14 protein-coding genes are annotated in these 15,553 nt (G+C 73.3%); 7 read left to right on the plus strand and 7 right to left on the minus strand.

Going from position 1 to position 15,553, the window contains the following annotated elements; genetic code table 11:
- Positions 1 to 75: 75 nt before the first annotated feature.
- Positions 76 to 693 (plus strand): TetR/AcrR family transcriptional regulator, encoded by a 618-nt coding sequence (locus tag ACWEN6_RS02505; RefSeq protein WP_452568604.1) that lies wholly within the window; start codon positions 76 to 78, stop codon positions 691 to 693.
- Between the two features lie 181 nt (positions 694 to 874).
- Positions 875 to 1,936 carry a LacI family DNA-binding transcriptional regulator gene (locus ACWEN6_RS02510; RefSeq protein ID WP_452568605.1) on the plus strand — a complete coding sequence of 354 codons (1,062 nt, stop codon included), beginning with the start codon at positions 875 to 877 and terminating at the stop codon, positions 1,934 to 1,936.
- Positions 1,937 to 1,993: 57 nt separating this feature from the next.
- Here ACWEN6_RS02510 and ACWEN6_RS02515 read toward each other — a convergent pair whose 3' ends face one another.
- The gene (locus tag ACWEN6_RS02515) at positions 1,994 to 3,241 is read right to left on the minus strand and encodes an HRDC domain-containing protein (RefSeq protein ID WP_452568606.1); all 1,248 of its coding nucleotides are present in this window, start codon (positions 3,239 to 3,241) and stop codon (positions 1,994 to 1,996) included.
- Complete coding sequence (locus ACWEN6_RS02520; RefSeq protein WP_452568607.1) at positions 3,238 to 3,840, minus strand: DUF3000 domain-containing protein; 603 nt, start codon at positions 3,838 to 3,840, stop codon at positions 3,238 to 3,240. Before ACWEN6_RS02520 ends, ACWEN6_RS02515 begins: the two co-directional genes overlap by 4 nt.
- Positions 3,841 to 4,677: 837 nt before the next feature.
- Here ACWEN6_RS02520 and hemE point away from each other — a divergent pair.
- A complete protein-coding gene (gene hemE, locus ACWEN6_RS02525; RefSeq protein ID WP_452568608.1) occupies positions 4,678 to 5,715 on the plus strand; it encodes a uroporphyrinogen decarboxylase in 1,038 nt (345 codons plus the stop codon).
- 239 nt (positions 5,716 to 5,954) lie between these two features.
- On the opposite strand, the gene ACWEN6_RS02530 is transcribed toward hemE, so the two are convergent.
- Complete coding sequence (locus ACWEN6_RS02530; protein ID WP_452568609.1) at positions 5,955 to 7,079, minus strand: DUF4349 domain-containing protein; 1,125 nt, start codon at positions 7,077 to 7,079, stop codon at positions 5,955 to 5,957.
- A 128-nt stretch (positions 7,080 to 7,207) separates the two neighbouring features.
- Between ACWEN6_RS02530 and hemG the strand changes: the two genes are divergently transcribed.
- The 3 genes from hemG (at position 7,208) to ACWEN6_RS02545 (ending at position 10,167) form a co-directional block, all read left to right on the plus strand.
- Positions 7,208 to 8,656, plus strand: coding sequence for a protoporphyrinogen oxidase (hemG, locus tag ACWEN6_RS02535; protein WP_452568610.1), 1,449 nt, complete (start codon positions 7,208 to 7,210; stop codon positions 8,654 to 8,656).
- 105 nt (positions 8,657 to 8,761) lie between these two features.
- Positions 8,762 to 9,403, plus strand: a complete 642-nt coding sequence (gene hemQ / locus ACWEN6_RS02540) for a hydrogen peroxide-dependent heme synthase (RefSeq protein ID WP_452568791.1) — start codon at positions 8,762 to 8,764, stop codon at positions 9,401 to 9,403.
- Between the two features lie 230 nt (positions 9,404 to 9,633).
- Positions 9,634 to 10,167: a hypothetical protein gene (locus ACWEN6_RS02545; protein ID WP_380824277.1), complete on the plus strand. Its 534-nt coding sequence runs from the start codon at positions 9,634 to 9,636 to the stop codon at positions 10,165 to 10,167.
- A gap of 288 nt (positions 10,168 to 10,455) precedes the next feature.
- On the opposite strand, the gene msrB is transcribed toward ACWEN6_RS02545, so the two are convergent.
- Entirely contained in the window at positions 10,456 to 10,860 is a 405-nt protein-coding gene (gene msrB / locus ACWEN6_RS02550) for a peptide-methionine (R)-S-oxide reductase MsrB (RefSeq protein WP_452568611.1), read from the minus strand.
- A 129-nt stretch (positions 10,861 to 10,989) separates the two neighbouring features.
- Here msrB and ligD point away from each other — a divergent pair, with 129 nt between their 5' ends.
- On the plus strand, positions 10,990 to 12,009 hold the full coding sequence (gene ligD / locus ACWEN6_RS02555; protein ID WP_452568612.1) for a non-homologous end-joining DNA ligase: 1,020 nt from the start codon (positions 10,990 to 10,992) through the stop codon (positions 12,007 to 12,009).
- 113 nt (positions 12,010 to 12,122) lie between these two features.
- On the opposite strand, the gene ACWEN6_RS02560 is transcribed toward ligD, so the two are convergent.
- The 3 genes from ACWEN6_RS02560 to ACWEN6_RS02570 all read right to left on the minus strand — a co-directional run bounded on the left by ACWEN6_RS02560 (position 12,123) and on the right by ACWEN6_RS02570 (position 15,504).
- On the minus strand, positions 12,123 to 13,397 hold the full coding sequence (locus ACWEN6_RS02560; protein ID WP_354919698.1) for a C39 family peptidase: 1,275 nt from the start codon (positions 13,395 to 13,397) through the stop codon (positions 12,123 to 12,125).
- Between the two features lie 147 nt (positions 13,398 to 13,544).
- Complete coding sequence (locus ACWEN6_RS02565; RefSeq protein WP_452568613.1) at positions 13,545 to 14,705, minus strand: carbohydrate kinase family protein; 1,161 nt, start codon at positions 14,703 to 14,705, stop codon at positions 13,545 to 13,547.
- 256 nt (positions 14,706 to 14,961) lie between these two features.
- Entirely contained in the window at positions 14,962 to 15,504 is a 543-nt protein-coding gene (locus ACWEN6_RS02570) for a PadR family transcriptional regulator (protein ID WP_452568614.1), read from the minus strand.
- Positions 15,505 to 15,553 lie beyond the last annotated feature (49 nt).

A 15,553-nucleotide genomic window follows, 5' to 3' on the forward strand; every position in this document is an offset into this window, starting at 1 on the left:
AGGCGTTGACTGCGTTAAGGAATGTAGGGCAGAGATCCGCATAAACGCAAGTCCGGACTGCGTTAAGCTGGGCGCATGGTGGAACAGCAGCGAGCCAGGCGGCCCGGCGGGCGCAGCGCCCGCGTCCGTACGGCGGTGCACCAGGCGGTCACCGCCCTCATCGCCGAGCGCGGCTACGGCAACTTCACCGTCGGAGAGATCGCCGCCCGCGCAGGCGTGGCCGACACGAGCGTCTACCGCCGGTGGGGCACGCTGGAGGCGCTGCTCATGGACGTGGCGATCACCTGGCTCACCACCACCTCCCCCATCCCCGACACCGGCAGCCTGGAGCAGGACCTGCGCAGCTACGCCGCCGGCGTGGCCCGCGACGTCACCGGCCCCGACGGGCTCGCGGTGCTGCGTCTGGTCATCGCCCTTTCCACGGCGGGCGAGAACGGGGCCAAGGCGCGGGACGAGTTCCTGGCCGAGCGCGCCCGCCAGATCCAGGGCATGCTGGACCGCGCCCGCGAACGGGGCGAGCACCCGCCTGAGACGCTGGACATCCTCGACCACCTCCTGGCCCCGATGTACATCCGCATCCTGTTCGGGATGGGCGCACTCACGCCTGACTACGTCGGCACGCTGGTCGACCGCCTACTGGGCCTTCCGCTCCGGAAGGCGGCCCCGCCGCCGATGCGGTCCGGCTGTGGGTGAGGAAGCCGTGGCCGGGTGGCGCGAACGGCACCAGGGCGAGCCCGAGTTCCGGCAGTACCGGCAGGACCCGCTCCTCCACGTCGCGGAGTGCATGGCCGGGTAGGACGGCGGAGCGTGTGACCGGGCACTCCCCAAGCGCCGCACAATTGAGGGAGGGGCGGCAGGCAGGAGGAGTACCGCCATGATCACGCTTGAGGACGTCGCCAGGCACGCGGGGGTGTCACTGGCCACGGCGTCGCGGGTGCTCAACGGCAGCAGCCGCCAGGTCGGCGCGGCCCTGCGCGTCAGGGTCGAGTCCTCGGCCGCCAAGCTCGGCTACCGCGTGGACGCCGCCGCCCAGACGCTGGCACGGGGCGCCAGCAACGTCGTGGGTGTGATCATCCAGGACCTCACCGACCCTTACTTCGCCGCCATCGCCGACGGCGCCATCCGCTCGGCCGACCTGCACGACATGGTGGTGACCCTCGGCACCACCTACCGCGACCCCGAGCGCGAGATCGCCCTGGTGGCCACGCTGAACGCCCAGCGGGCCCGCGCGGTCCTGATCACCGGGTCCCGCGTCGACGACGCCTACCTGCTCGGCAGGCTGCGCGCCGAGCTGGAGGTGTACCGCGCCTCCGGCGGCCGGGTCGCCATGATCGGGCAGGACCTCCTCGGCACCGACACCGTGGCCCCGCTCAACCGCGAGGGCGCCCGCGAGCTGGCCCACGCGATCGCCGGCCAGGGCCACCGCCGGTTCGCCGTGCTGGCCGGCCCCAAGCGGCTGTTCACCGCCGCCGACCGCACGCTGGGCTTTCTCGAAGGGCTGTCGGAGCTCGGCCTGCCCGCGCCCGTCGTCGTGCACGGCGGGTTCGACCGCGACGGCGGGCAGGCCGCGGCCGAGGAGCTGCTGGACATGGGCGCCGAGGTCACCTGCGTGTTCGCGGTGAACGACGTCATGGCGATGGGGGCGCTGGCCGCCTTCCGCGCGCGCGGCGTCGAGGTGCCCGGCGAGCTGTCCCTGGCCGGCTTCGACGACATCCCCACCCTGCGCGACGTGGTCCCCTCGCTGACCACCGTGCGGCTGCCGCTGTCGCACATGGGGTCCATGGCCCTTGATCTCGCACTCTCCAGCGAGGACGCGCCCCGCGTGGAGCCGGTGGCCGGGCAGGTCGTGCTCCGCGAGAGCGTCCGCAAGCTGGACACCCCGGGCACGGCCGCGACCACCACGGCCCCGGCGGCGCACACCCCGGTCACTCCCTGAGGCGGCGCACACCCCGCCTGCTCGGGTGCCGCCCTGGCGGGCCTGCGGAGGCGGCGCTCAGCCGCCGAGGTCCTCCTTGGCCGCCAGGCGGATCAGCGCCTTGGACAGCGGGTGGGCGGTCAGGGCGATCTGCCACTCGCGCGCGCCGAGCCGGCGCAGCCGCTCGGCCACCGCGTCGTCGCCGAGGTCGTCCGGCGGTTCCCAGGTGAGACGGCGCACGGCCTCGGGCTGCAGGAGGTTCTCCGTGGGCATGTGGTTGGCGTCGGCGAGCGCGGTGATGGCCGTGCGGGCGGCGGCCAGCCGCCTGGCCGCGGCGGGGTCGCGGTCGGCCCACCGGTTGGCGGGCGGCGGACCGTCGCCGGGGCCGCTCTGCTGCGGCAGCTCCGCCTCGGGCAGCACGCGCGCCCGGCCGATGGCGTTCAGCCAGTCGCGCAGATGGCGCCGCGCGCTGCGCCCGGTGAACGGGGGGATCTCGGTCAGCGCCTTGGTCGTGCGCGGCTGCTCGAGCGCGGCGGTGACGATGGCCGAGTCGGGCAGCACCCGGCCCGGGGCCAGGTCGGCCTCCCGCGCGAGCTCGTCGCGCAGCGTCCACAGCTCGCGCACCACCGCCAGGCCGCGCAGCGAGCGCACCCGGTGGATGCCCGACGTGCGCCGCCACGGGTCGACGCGCGGCGGCGCCGGGGGAGCGGCGAGGATCGCGGCGAACTCCTCCTGCGCCCAGGGCAGCTTGCCGCTGCTCTCCAGCTCCGCGTAGAGCATGTCCCGCAGTTCGATGAGCACCTCGACGTCCAGCACGGCGTAGCGCAGCCAGTCCTCGGGCAGCGGGCGGTGGGACCAGTCGGCCGCCGAGTGGCCCTTCTCCAGGCGCAGGCCGAGGACGTTCTCCACCATCGTGCCGAGGCCGACGCGCTCGTAGCCGAGCAGCCGCCCGGCCAGTTCGGTGTCGAAGAGCCTGCGGGGGACCAGGCCCAGCTCGGCCAGGCACGCGAGGTCCTGCGTGGCGGCGTGCAGGACGATCTCGGCGCCGTCCAGTGCGGCGTCCAGCGGCGACAGGTCGGGGCAGGAGATGGGGTCGATCAGCGCGCTGCCGGCCCCGGCGCGGCGCAGCTGGACCAGGTAGGCGCGGCCGCTGTAGCGGTAGCCGGAGGCGCGCTCGGCGTCGACGGCGACCGGGCCGGTGCCCTGGGCGAACGCCTGGACGGCCGCGGCGAGCGCGGCGGGGTCCTCGATGACCGGCGGGATTCCCTCGCGGGGCTCCAGAAGCGGCACTATCTCGGATGCGGGGATGATCTCTTCGTCGGTCACGTCCTGAAGGACTCCGGGTCTTCGCGACGCGCGGTCCGCGGCTGCAGGGCCGCGACGTCAGGTGGCAGGGGTGGGATGCCCGCGGCGAGGCAGATGAGGTCGCACCAGGCGGCGACGTGGGCCGACAGGTCCTCCTCCAGGGGGGACCACGAGGCCCGCAGCTCCAGCTCGGTGGTGACCGGGTCGTCGGCCTTGTTGCCGAAGCCCTCCGACACCGCGCGCGTGACGGTGCCGCCGGCGGCGGCGTACCGCGCCTGGTGGGAGTCCAGGGACTCGGTCAGCCAGCTCCACGCCACCGGGCCGAGCATCGGGTCGGAGGTGATCTCCGGCTCCATGTCGGCGCGCACGTAGGCGACCAGGCGGAAGGGGCCGTCCCACCCGCGCTGGCCGTCGGGGTCGAACAGCATGATCAGCCGGCCGACCGCGAGCTCGTCGTCGTCGCGGTAGACCGACGCGCCAACCGCGCCGGAGTAGGGGGCCAGCCGCTGGGGGGCGGGGATGTCCTCCAGCTCGATTTCGGGCCTGACCTCGGCGGGACGCAGGCTTTCCAGCGCCCGCCGGAATGCGGCGGGGGCCGGTGGCGCGTCACCGATGGTCATGATGGCAGCGTAGGACGGAGCGGGCGGGGCCGGAAGCAGGGGGGTATGCGCGGAGGACACCGAAGGTGATCAAGTTGTCATCACCGGTGCGCCGCCACGCTCCATGGAGACCCGGCCGTGGCGCAGGTGGTGGCGGGGTTGCTCCTCGAACCCCTGCTCGCCGGCACGGAGCGCACAATGCACAGTGCGGTGCTCGGAGGAACTCCACATCGCGGTCATCGCGGGCCTTTCGTCGGGTCCCAAGATCGAGTGCTCGCACGGACAGGAGCGCGCGCCGCCGCCTGGCCGGCGCATCCCCGCGCGCGCCATGTCCGTGAACTCGAGGGCTGGTCCGACGTTGACACGTCACGGCGACATTTCCCCGCAACGCGCTCGGCGTGTCCCGAAAGTGGTCACCGAATCAGCGCCGCGCGGTGATTTGGGGAGCATTTGAACTAGCCGTGACATGATCACGAACCTCGCGTGAGACGTACTGTACCTGCGCTTGGCCGCTGATTGGCGCGGTCGGCGGCCGTCCGGGCCGCAGACTGCCCCTACTGAACCAGACATATTGTACGGATCGCCACGTCGTTCACCATGACCGGACATCGGCCTGGTAGGTAACTTTTTCGCGGCAAACTTTGCCGTCGACCTCCAGGAAGGCGGCGGACTTGTTTCCGCCGGGCCCGCCGGCGCCGCCTCCGACGGCCGCGCGGCCTCTGCGGGCGGCCGCCGGTCCCCTTCCGCGCGGCGCGGCCCCTGCGGGCGGCCGCCGGCCCCCTTCCGCGCGGCGCGGCCCCCCTGTTCCCCCGGCCAGGCGATGCGCCGACCACGTGACCGGCGTGGCACTCTGGTCAGGTGAATCCCGAGACCGCCGAGTCCCCGTTCATCCGCGCGTGCAGAGGTCTGCCCGTGCCGCACACGCCCGTCTGGTACATGCGTCAGGCGGGGCGCGCGCTGCCGGAGTACCGCGCCGTGCGCGCCGATGTGCCCATGCTCACGGCCTGCGCCACGCCCGACCTCATCGTGGAGATCACGATGCAGCCCGTGCGGCGCTACGGCGTGGACGCGGCGATCTTCTTCAGCGACATCGTCGTGCCGCTCAAGGCCATCGGCGTCGACCTGGACATCCAGCCCGGCGTCGGCCCCGTCGTCGCCGCCCCGATCAGGGACGCCGCCGCGGTCGCCGCGCTGCGCGACCTGTCGCCCGGCGACGTGCCCTACGTCGCCGAGGCCATCGGCGCGCTGACCAAGGAGCTCGGCCCCACGCCGCTCATCGGCTTCGCCGGAGCCCCCTTCACGCTGGCGTCCTACCTCATCGAGGGCGGCCCGTCCAAGAACCACGACCACACCAAGGCCATGATGTACGGCGAGCCGGCGCTGTGGCACGCGCTCATGGACCGCCTCACCCAGATCACGCTGGCCTACCTGCGGGTCCAGGCCGACGCCGGCGCCTCGGCCCTCCAGCTGTTCGACTCCTGGGTCGGCGCGGTGGCCCCCGACGACTACCGCGAGTTCGTCCTGCCCTACACCAGCCGCATCTTCGCCGGCCTGGCCGACCTCGACGTGCCGCGCATCCACTTCGGCGTGGGCACCGGAGAGCTGCTCGGGTTGCTCGGCGAGGCCGGCGCGGACGTGGTCGGCGTCGACTGGCGCGTCCCCCTGGACGAGGCCGCGCGCCGCGTCGGCGAGGGCAAGGCCCTGCAGGGCAACCTCGACCCGGCCATCCTGTTCGCCCCCTTCGAGGTCGTCGAGCGGCGCGCCCGCGACATCCTCGCCCGGGGGCGGGCGGCGGCCGGCCACGTGTTCAACCTCGGCCACGGCGTGCTCCCCACGACCGACCCCGACCAACTCGCCCGCCTCACCGACCTCGTCCACGAAGCCTCAACCCGCTGACCGCGTCCCCGAGCCCCGGCCGCCCGGCTTCCCCCACGAGACCTCGGCCGGCCTCGTCTATGAGGCCCCGGCCCCGCAGACGCCCCGGTCGGGCCTTCGGTGCTCTTTCCGCCCTGGGGGACCCTCCGCGGCGCCGGGTCGCCGGGACGTAGGGCGGCGAAGCCGGCGCCGTCGCGCGGCGGGCGACCGGTGCACGTTCGCGGGTCACGGGGTCACAGGGGCACAGGGGCACAGGGGAACTACTCAGGCCGGCCCGGTTCGCCGGAGTGTGGAGGGTGTCCCTGTCCGGCGGGGCCGGAGAAGGGCCATACAGGGCGGTCGGCCGGCTCGGCCCCACCTCCGGGCGTCTCCGGCGCCTTCGGGGGGTCCTGGGACTCGGGCGACCGATTCCCCGGGAGGGTGTGCTCTGGCGGCGCGCCGGGGTGGGGCGCGGGCGGGACGGCCACGCCGGGGCCGTCATCGCCGCCGCGCCCCCGGCGCAGCGCCCTGATCCCCCGGCGGGCGCCGACGTACGCCGCCCACAGCACGGCGAGCACCGCCAGCCACGGCAGCAGCGCTCCGAAGACCGCGAGGCCGACCCGCGCCGTCTGCTTGAGCGTCGTCCACCCCGACCGCAGGCCGGTGAAGAAGTTCGGCGGCTGGGGCTTCGGCCGGTACACCACGGGCTCCCGGCGCACCGGCCCCTCCACGTGCACGGTGAGCGTGCCGTCGGCCACGCGCGTGGCAAGGCTGCGCCGGCGCGCCTGCAGGGCTTCCAGGTCGGCCTCGCGGCCGGAGATCTCCCGCTCGACCTTGAGCACCTCCGAGACGTTCTTCGCCTTCTTCAGCAGAGAGCGGAGCTGGTCCAGGCCCGCCTCGGCCGACTTCACGCGGCTGCCGACGTCGGCGATCTCCTCGGTGACGTCCTCGGTGGACAGGCGCAGCGACACGCGGGTGCCCAGTTCCCTGCCGAGCCGGTCGGTCACCGTCGCGTAGTGGTCCGGTGGGATCTTGAACACCAGGGTCGAGGTGTCCTGGCGCGCCAGGGCGGCCGCCTGCTCGCCGTCCAGCCGGCCCCCGGCGTCGGCGACGATCCTCTTGGCGGTGTCGGAGGCCGCGGTGACGTCCTTCACCCGCACCGTCATCTCGCCCGTGTACACGATCGCCCGCGGGCCGGCCTGGAGCGCGTCGGGGGTGGGGGCCGCCTTCTGCGGCGCCACCTTCGTGGAGTCGCCGGCCTGGCCGGCCTCGCCTTGGTCCCGCTGGGCGACCGCCGGTGCCCCGGCCGCGTCCGACAAGGAGCCCGAGCCCCCGCAGCCGGACAGCGCGAAGGCCGCCGCCGCCAGGGCCGCCGCGAGGGCCGGGCGGCATCGTAATCTGCTCATGTCATGGTTGACGACGCGGCCTCTCGGCGGGTTTGACGTGCCGCGTCACAATGCCGTCACGGTCTGCACCAGGGGCCCGGCGGAGCCGCGGCCCGCACCGGCGGTGCCGGAGGGTAACGTCTGGGGGCATGGAACCTACTCGGCGGCACGTCGTGGTCGTCGGCGGGGGCATCGCGGGGCTGGCCGCGGCCTTGCACCTCCGCCAGGAGGACGGCGACGTGGCGGTCACCGTGCTCGAAGGCGCCTCGCGCATCGGCGGCAAGCTGCACGCCTCGCAGGTCGCGGGCATCCCGGTGGACGAGGGCGCGGAGGCCATGCTGGCCCGGCGTCCGGAGGGCAAGGAGCTGGCGCGCATGGCCGGCGCCGGCGTCGATCTGGTCCATCCCGCCTCCGTCGGGGCGTCCATCTACAGCAGGGGAGCGCTGCGGCCGATGCCCAAGGGGCAGGTCATGGGCGTTCCCTCCGACCTCGCCGAGCTGGCCCGCTCCGGGGTCCTGTCGCCCGGCGGCCTGGTCCGGGTGCCGTTCGACCAGGTGCTGCCCGCGACCCTGATCACCTCCGACGTCTCGGTGGCGGCCTACATCCGGGCCCGCATGGGCGGGGAGGTCCTCGACCGCCTGGTCGAGCCGCTGCTCGGCGGCGTCTACGCCGGGCGCGCCGAGATGCTCTCGCTGGACGCCACCATGCCCGCCGTCGCCACGGCGGCCCGCACCGAGCGCTCCCTGCTCCAGGCGGCCCGCGCCATCGCCGAGAAGGCCCCCAAGGACGCCGGCCCGGTGTTCACGACGCTGAGGGGCGGCATGGGCGGCCTGCCCGAGGCGGTCGCCGCGGCGTCCGGCGCCGAGGTGCGCACCGGCGTCATGGTGCGCGAGCTGAGCCGCACGCGCGCCGGATGGCGCCTGGTGACCGGCCCGGCGCGCGCCCCCGAGACCGTCGACGCCGACGCGGTGATCCTCGCGGTGCCCGCGCCGGCGGCCGGCCGGCTGCTGTCCGGCGAGGTGCCCAAGGCCGCCGCCGAGCTGTCGCGGGTGGAGTACGCCAGCATGGCGATCGTCACCCTGGCCTATCCGCGCGCGGCCTTCCCCGAGCAGCCTTCCGGCAGCGGCTACCTGGTGCCGCCGGTCGAGGGCCGGGCCGTCAAGGCCGTGACCTTCAGCACGGTCAAGTGGCCCCATCTGGCCGAGGCCGACCCCGGCGTGCTGGTGCTGCGCTGCTCCATCGGCCGGCTGGGCGAGGAGGCCGTCCTGCAGCGCGACGACGGCGAGCTGGTCGCCCTGGCCATGACCGAGATGGCCGAGGTCATGGGCGTTCGCGGACTGCCGCTGGACACCCGGGTGACCCGCTGGGGCGGCGCACTGCCGCAGTACGAGGTGGGCCACCTCGACCGCGTGGCGCGCATCCGCGCCGCCGTGGCCGTCCAGCCGGGCCTGGCCGTGTGCGGCGCGGCCTACGACGGGGTGGGCATCCCCGCCTGCGTCGCCTCCGCGCGCGCGGCCGCGGCGAGCATCCTCGCGCACCTGCGGGAGGAGCGCGGGGGAGAATGGCGTGAGGACCAGCCGGCGGCCGGCACCCGCTGAGGTGCCGCGCCGGTCAGAGCATACGACGGAAGCGAGCGTGGACTTGTGAGTGAGGAGCGGGCGCGGCCCAAGGCGCGCGATCTCAACGAGGTGATCCGCTACACCATGTGGTCGGTCTTCCGGGTGCGCGAGGAGCTGCCCGGCGAGCGGCAGGATCTGGCGCACGAGGTCGAGGCCCTGTTCGCCCAGGCCGCCGAGAAGGACGTGGTGACCCGCGGCGCCTACGAGGTGGCCGGGTTCCGCGCCGACGCCGACTACATGTTCTGGTGGCACGCGCCCACCGCCGAGGACCTCCAGGAGGTCTACGGGCGTTTCCGCAGGACGTCCCTGGGCCGGGCCAGCGAGCCGGTGTGGTCGGCGATGGCCCTGCATCGCCCCGCCGAGTTCAACAAGTCGCACATCCCGGCGTTCCTGGCCGAGGAGGAGCCGCGCGGCTACGTCTGCGTCTACCCGTTCGTGCGCTCACTGGAGTGGTACCTGCTGGAGGACGCCGAGCGCCGCAGGATGCTCGCCGAGCACGGCGCGCTCGCCCGGGGGTACCCCGACGTGCGGGCCAACACCGTCTCGTCGTTCGCGCTGAACGACTACGAGTGGATCCTCGCCTTCGAGGCCGACGAGCTGCACCGCATCGTCGACCTGATGCGCGCCCTGCGGGCCGCCGACGCCCGGCGGCACACCCGCCTGGAGGTGCCCTTCTACACCGGCACCCGCAAGCCGGTCGGAGAGCTGCTGACCGCCCTCCCTTAAGCCTGCATAGCCGGACAATCGCGACATCTGTCACTCAAGCCTCAAAGGACACATCTGTTACTTTTGGGGAACAACCGCCGCGAGGATGCGATCTTTGGCATACTCGTGGGGATTCCCGTGTCGAAGTGAGGCAGAGGGTGACCAGGGGCAAGAGTCTGGCACGGTCCAGGCGAGGGGGGCACCGGCGGCGCAAGGCCCGCCGTGCGCGCGTTCTCGAGGGTTTCTTAGGGTTGGCCGCCGTCACGGTGGGGGCTCTGGCGGTCGGTGCGGTGTTCCTGCGGCCGGACGGCGGCCAAGCCGTCGCCGGCCTGGCGCCGCCCCCACCGCGGGTGGCGGCGGCGCCTCCCGCCGCGCCGGTGGAGTCCGGTGGCGGCTCCCAGGCCAGGGCCGCCGGAGCCAAGGCCAAGAAGGCCCGCGACCCGGCCAAGACGGCGTCGGGTCCCTCCGAGCACACCGACGCCAAGGCGGTGAGCTACTTCAAGCAGCGCTGGGTGGACGACAAGGCGATCAAGCGCATCACCGACATCAGGACCGTCGGGAAGTACCTGCGCATCTACACCGACCTGCCGGAGTCGGCGCACGACTCCAAGCCGGCGATCGACCTGTGCAAGCGCGGGCTTGAGTACCTCGTGCAGGAGGTCGGGGACGAGCACCCCGTGGTCTTCGTGCAGGCGGAGTTCGGTCAGAACGGCAACCCGGTGCTGGCCAACATCATCGGCGCGGGCGACAAGTCGTGCCGGCTCACCCATCCCGCTCCGGACTGAGCGGTGTCCGCCCTGCCCGGAGGCGGAAGCCGCCGCACCCGCACGCGCGTCCGGCCGCAGACCGCGCAGCGCTGTGTGACCACCTGGCCGATGGTCTCGATCGTCTCCCACCTGTGACGAAGGTGCACACGGCTCCCGCACGAACCCCGACCCGGGCCCGCGCGAAGGCGTGTGCCCGGGATGGGTCTACCCGCACGGCGGCATGACCACTCGCTGACGGTGACATTCCGCTGGCTTTCCGTGACGAATGCGGGCATATCGGACGAGTCGCGGGAGCCGGGCGATCGATCAGGAGTCGGCGGGGACCAGCCGCAGGGACACGGAGTTGATGCAGTAGCGGTCGTCGGTGGGCGTCGGGTACCCCTCGCCGTGGAAGACGTGCCCGAGGTGGGAGTCACAGCGGGCGCAGCGGACCTCGACCCGGGGCATGCCCAGAGAGTGATCTTCGATCAGGGTGACGGCCTCGGACTCCGACGGCTCGAAGAACGACGGCCACCCGCAGTGCGAGTCGAACTTGGTGTCGGAACGGAACAGCTCGGCTCCGCAGGCGCGGCAGGAGTAGACCCCCTCGGCCTTGGTGTCGACGTACTCGCCGGTCCACGGGCGCTCGGTGCCCGCCTGGCGCAGCACGCGGAACTCCTCGGGGGACAGCTGGACGCGCCAATCGGCCTCGCTCTTGACCACCTTTTCCATGCCCCAAGCCTATGCGGGCGCAGGCGATGGGGATCGCTCGGACCGATGACGTAAGCACTTCGTCAGCGGCCCTCGGGGCGCGCCCGCCCGCCCCGGTTCCTGTCGGTGGCGCGGGGTACGGTCGAAGGCATGGCGTCGCCGTTCATCGAGCTCAACGTCGGGGGCCGGACCGTCAAGGTCACCAACCCGGACAAGATCTACTTCCCTGACATCGGTGCGACCAAGCGCGAGCTGGTCGAGTACTACGTGTCGGTCGGCGAGGGCGCCCTGCGCGCGCTCAGAGACCGGCCCACCTACCTCAAGCGCCACCCCGACGGCGTGCTGACCGAGGCCATCTACCAGAAGCGCGTCCCGCCCCGGCACCCTGACTGGCTGCAGACCGTCACGGTGCGCTTCCCGAGCGGGCGCAGCGCCGACGCGCTGCGGGTGACCGAGGTCGCCGCCATCGCCTACTGCGCCAACCTCGGCACCATCGACTTCCATCCCTGGCCCACCCGCGCCGACGACGTCGAGCGCCCCGACGAGCTGCGCATCGACCTCGACCCCCAGCCGGGCACCGGCTTCGAGGACGCCCGGGCGACGGCGTTCGCCGTGCGGGAGGTCCTCGACGAGCTCGGCATGCGCGGCTTCCCCAAGACCTCCGGCACGCGCGGCATCCACATCAACGTGCGCATCGAGCGCCACTGGTCGTTCACCGAGGTCCGCCAGAGCGCCATCGCCCTCGCCCGCGAGGTCGAGCGCCGCCGTCCCGACCTCACCACCACGGCCTGGTGGAAGGAGGAGCGCGGCGAGAAGGTCTTCATCGACTACAACCAGAACGCCCGCGACCGCACCATCGCCAGCGCCTACTCCGTCCGGGCCAGGCCGCACGCCCCGGTCTCGACGCCGGTCACCTGGGAGGAGCTGGCGCAGGCCGATCCGCGCGACTTCGACATCCGCACCGTCCCCCCGCGCTTCGCCGAGCTCGGCGACGTGCACGCCGAGATCGACGACCGGGCCTTCTCCATCGAGCCGCTGCTCGAGTGGTACGCCAAGGACGAGCGCGGCGACATGCCCTACCCGCCCAACTACCCCAAAATGCCCGGCGAGCCCAAGCGCGTCCAGCCGAGCAAGGCCAGGCCCGAGGGGGAGCAGCCCGGGGCGGGCTGATCCGCCGCGCCCGCACGCGGCCGGCCGCCGTCCGGAAGGGACGGCGGCCGGAGCTGTGAGGCTCGGGCTGTGAAGCCCGAGCGGTGAGGCCAGAGCTGTGAGACCCGAGCGGGTCACCAGTTGGCGGGCAGGCCCGGGGTGGTGGGGGGCAGCGGCCGGTTCGGCGGGTGGATGACGTAGACCACGCCGCGGCTGCTGGAGCCGCGCAGCCAGACGTTCTCGAAGTTCGCCCTCGGATAGACGTGGCGCACCGCGTCGTCGTTCGGCGAGGCCGGGTCGTTGGCGATCACGTCGCCGGTCGCGGTGAAGCCGATGATCACCATGAGGTGGCCGTTGGTGCTGTACCCGGCGCCGGGCAGCTCCTCCTTCTTGAACGACTGGGAGGTCACGACGGGGATGCCCGCGGCGATCAGGCGCTCCATCTCGGTGAGCGAGCGCAGCCGGGTGACGAACCCCTCCATGCCGTATCGGCCGGCGTAGGCGGTGTTGAACGGCCAGTTGCCGGCGCCCTCGTAGTCGTGGTCGTAGGTGTACCGGGCGGCGTAGTCGACCTCGGGGTCGGGGTCGGCGGGGTCCACCCAGGCGGTGTCCTGCGCGCTCGGCCACTTGCCCCAGTAGCCGAGGACCATGGTGGTGGAGGTCGGGCTGCACCAGGCCTCCCCGCCGCCGTCCCACTCGGGGTAGTGGCCGGCGTGGACGTTCTGCGAGCGGCGCGGCACGTTCAGCTCGACGCCCCAGGCGGCGCCGCCGGGGCTGACCGGCACGGTGGCGCGGTCGGGCGCGGCCGAGGCCATCGCGCCGAGCGCCCGCACCTTCGGCACCACGTGGGAGCCCGGCGTGCGGTACAGCGTGAGGCGAAGCTGGTAGCTCGTGATCGGCCGGTCGTCGGCGGCGACGAAGGTGTCCACGGAGACGTAGCCGTTGTCGTCGCCCTGGCTCGGCACCGAGGTGCGCAGGATGTCGCCCTCGGCGTAGGACCAGCGCCCGAGCACGTACCACTTGGTCTGGCCGGTGGAGTTGCGGCCGCGCATCTCGACCTGCAGCCAGCTCCCGGCGGGGACGTCGGCGTTCCACGAGGCGACGGCCTCGGTGGCGGCGAAGCCGATCTGCCGCTCCGTGCCGGTCCACCGGGCGTACTCCCACGTCTTGGTGCCCAGGGCGTCGGTGTAGACGGTGGTCCCCACGGGGCGGGCGAAGGACAGCGTCCTGCCGGGGGCGACGCCCTCGGCCCTGCCCTGGTGGAAGGAGGCTCGCTGGTAGGTCACGTCCACCGCGGCGGGGGCGGGCCCGCTCCCGGCCATGGCGGGGCTCGCGGAACCTGCGGTGAAAAGGACGGCGGACAGGGATGTGCTAAGGAGGGTGGAGAGGAACCTGGTCAGCACGCGCATGGGCTCACCTTGCCTGTCGGTCGGTTGGCCGCCGACGGTAGATCCTTTGACCGCCGCTCGCATCGGATGGTTTACGTATGAGTAGACAAAGGTGACGTCCTGGCCACATCGCCGACGACGGCGTGCCGCATCAGGGCCGCCGGGGTCTCACTCGCTCTCGACCGGAGGGGTCGTCACGGCTGCGCCGGCGGCCACGTCGGCGTGCCGCGACATCGTGGCGGCGGCGCGGCGCACGGCGCCCACCGGGACGGCGGGCACGAGCTTGTCCAGGAAGGCGTACCGGCGGGCCAGCGAGTCGATGTAGGCGCCGCTGTGGCCACTGGCGGCGGCGGCCCGCACGTCGTGCCACCAGTCGGCGATGTCCCCCCAGCCGGGGGCGGCGAGCGAGCCGCCGAACTGCTGCACGGCGAGGGCCGAGCAGACCCCCGCGAACGACAGGCGGTCGGCAAGCGGCCAGCCCGACAGCGTGCCGAGCACCAGGCCGGCCCCGAAGACGTCGCCGGCGCCCGTCGGGTCGAGCGCGGTCACCCGCAGCGCCGGGGCGTAGGCCTCCTCGCCGGTGGTGGAGTCGATGGCCATCGCGCCGTTGGCCCCGTCGGTCACCACCGCGAGCGGCACCCGGTCGGCGATGGCGTACAGCGCCTCGCGCGGGGTCTCGGTGCCGGTGTACGCCATGGCCTCGACGGCGTTGGGCATGAAGGCGTGGCAGACCGACAACTGGTCGAGCACCGAGGCCGACCAGGTCTCCGAGGGGTCCCAGCCGACGTCGGCGAAGATCAGCGCGCCGTCCTTGCGCGCGAGGTCGGCCCAGGTGCACGCCTCGTCGTCGCCGAGCGGCTCCTCCAGCGACAGCGGCGCGATGACGGCCCGCGAGCGGGGCGGGCGGCCGATCATCTGCGTCGGTGACATGGGCGCGGGGTGGCCGTGGGTGACCATGCTGCGGTCGCGGTTGACGGCCATCGAGACGGTCACGGGGGAGTGCCACCGCTGGAACCGGCGCGAGCGCGACAGGTCGACCGACTCCTGCTCCGACAGGATGCGCCAGTTGAAGTCGGCGTAGTCGTCGTCGCCGAACGCGGCGGCCATCGAGGTGCGCAGCCCGAGCCGGCTGGAGGCGATGGCGAGGTTGGCGATGCCGCCCGGGCACGACCCCATGCCCTCGGCCCACACCTCGGTGCCGGCGGCCGGCATGGCCTGCAGGCCGGTGAAGACGATGTCGAGGAAGACGGTGCCCGCCGTGAAGACGTCGAACTCGGGCCCCTCCGGGCCGCGTTGGTCGGCTAGCGGATCGTATGGCTGGACTGACACGGTGGTGCTCCCCCTCGACGTGCGAAGATGTGCGCACTCTCGCATGTTTCGCCCACCCAGATCAAGGGTGATCAAGCCGGTGCCCGCCCGCGCGGCCCGCCGTTCCCGCAGGTCGCGGCCCTGAAGCGCCCGGTGAGGATGCCCGCCGCCCCGGCGGGTCAGGCGGGCGGCCCGGCCCGCCCGGTCACCGGGCGACGCCACGCGGCGTCAGGCGGACCGGCAGGGCCGCTCGGTTCTCGGGCGGCGCCGCGCGGCGTCAGGCGGACGGGTCCAGCCGCTCGATCATCCAGCGGCACCATTCGGCGCGGTGGCGTTCGTAGTTCAGGCCGCACCACAGGGCCGCGTAGTTGCCGAACGCCGGATCGCCGGGGTCGGGGACGCCCGTGAAGCCCGCCCGCTGCCCTTCGTACTGGGCGATGCGCTCCTCGTGCAGCAGGAGCTGGGCGCGGAACAGCTCGGCCATCTCGGCGGGGTCGGCGAGCCAGGACGCGTAGGTCTTCAGCACCAGCTCATCACGCTCGGTGCGGGCGCGCGGCGGCTCGGTGACCCAGTCGCGCAGCGCCGCCCGGCCCTCGGGGGTCAGGTGGTAGACCTTCTTGCCCTGCGGCCCGGGCCCGTGCTCGGCCTCGAACCGCACCAGGCCGTCGGCGAGCAGCTTCTGCAGGTCGGTGTGGATCTGGCTGTGGCGGGCCGTCCAGAAGTAGCCCACCGGGCGGTTCATGACGGCGGTGAGCTCGTAGCCGGTCCTCGCGTCCTTGGCGAGCGCGGCCAGGATCGCGAAACCAAGTGTTGATGGCATCGCACCCCGAGTGTAGTGTGCGGCACTATGTCAGTTCAGACATAGAGCG

The sequence above is a fragment of the Sphaerisporangium sp. NPDC004334 genome (assembly GCF_053602655.1).

Coding starts and splice junctions, on each gene's coding strand:
- ACWEN6_RS02505 (WP_452568604.1), top strand. CDS start 76: ATGGTGGAACAGCAGCGAGCCAGGCGGCCCGGCGGGCGCAGCGCCCGC.
- ACWEN6_RS02510 (WP_452568605.1), top strand. CDS start 875: ATGATCACGCTTGAGGACGTCGCCAGGCACGCGGGGGTGTCACTGGCC.
- ACWEN6_RS02520 (WP_452568607.1), bottom strand. CDS start 3,840: ATGACCATCGGTGACGCGCCACCGGCCCCCGCCGCATTCCGGCGGGCG.
- ACWEN6_RS02530 (WP_452568609.1), bottom strand. CDS start 7,079: ATGAGCAGATTACGATGCCGCCCGGCCCTCGCGGCGGCCCTGGCGGCG.
- hemG (WP_452568610.1), top strand. CDS start 7,208: ATGGAACCTACTCGGCGGCACGTCGTGGTCGTCGGCGGGGGCATCGCG.
- hemQ (WP_452568791.1), top strand. CDS start 8,762: ATGTGGTCGGTCTTCCGGGTGCGCGAGGAGCTGCCCGGCGAGCGGCAG.
- msrB (WP_452568611.1), bottom strand. CDS start 10,860: ATGGAAAAGGTGGTCAAGAGCGAGGCCGATTGGCGCGTCCAGCTGTCC.
- ligD (WP_452568612.1), top strand. CDS start 10,990: ATGGCGTCGCCGTTCATCGAGCTCAACGTCGGGGGCCGGACCGTCAAG.
- ACWEN6_RS02560 (WP_354919698.1), bottom strand. CDS start 13,397: ATGCGCGTGCTGACCAGGTTCCTCTCCACCCTCCTTAGCACATCCCTG.
- ACWEN6_RS02570 (WP_452568614.1), bottom strand. CDS start 15,504: ATGCCATCAACACTTGGTTTCGCGATCCTGGCCGCGCTCGCCAAGGAC.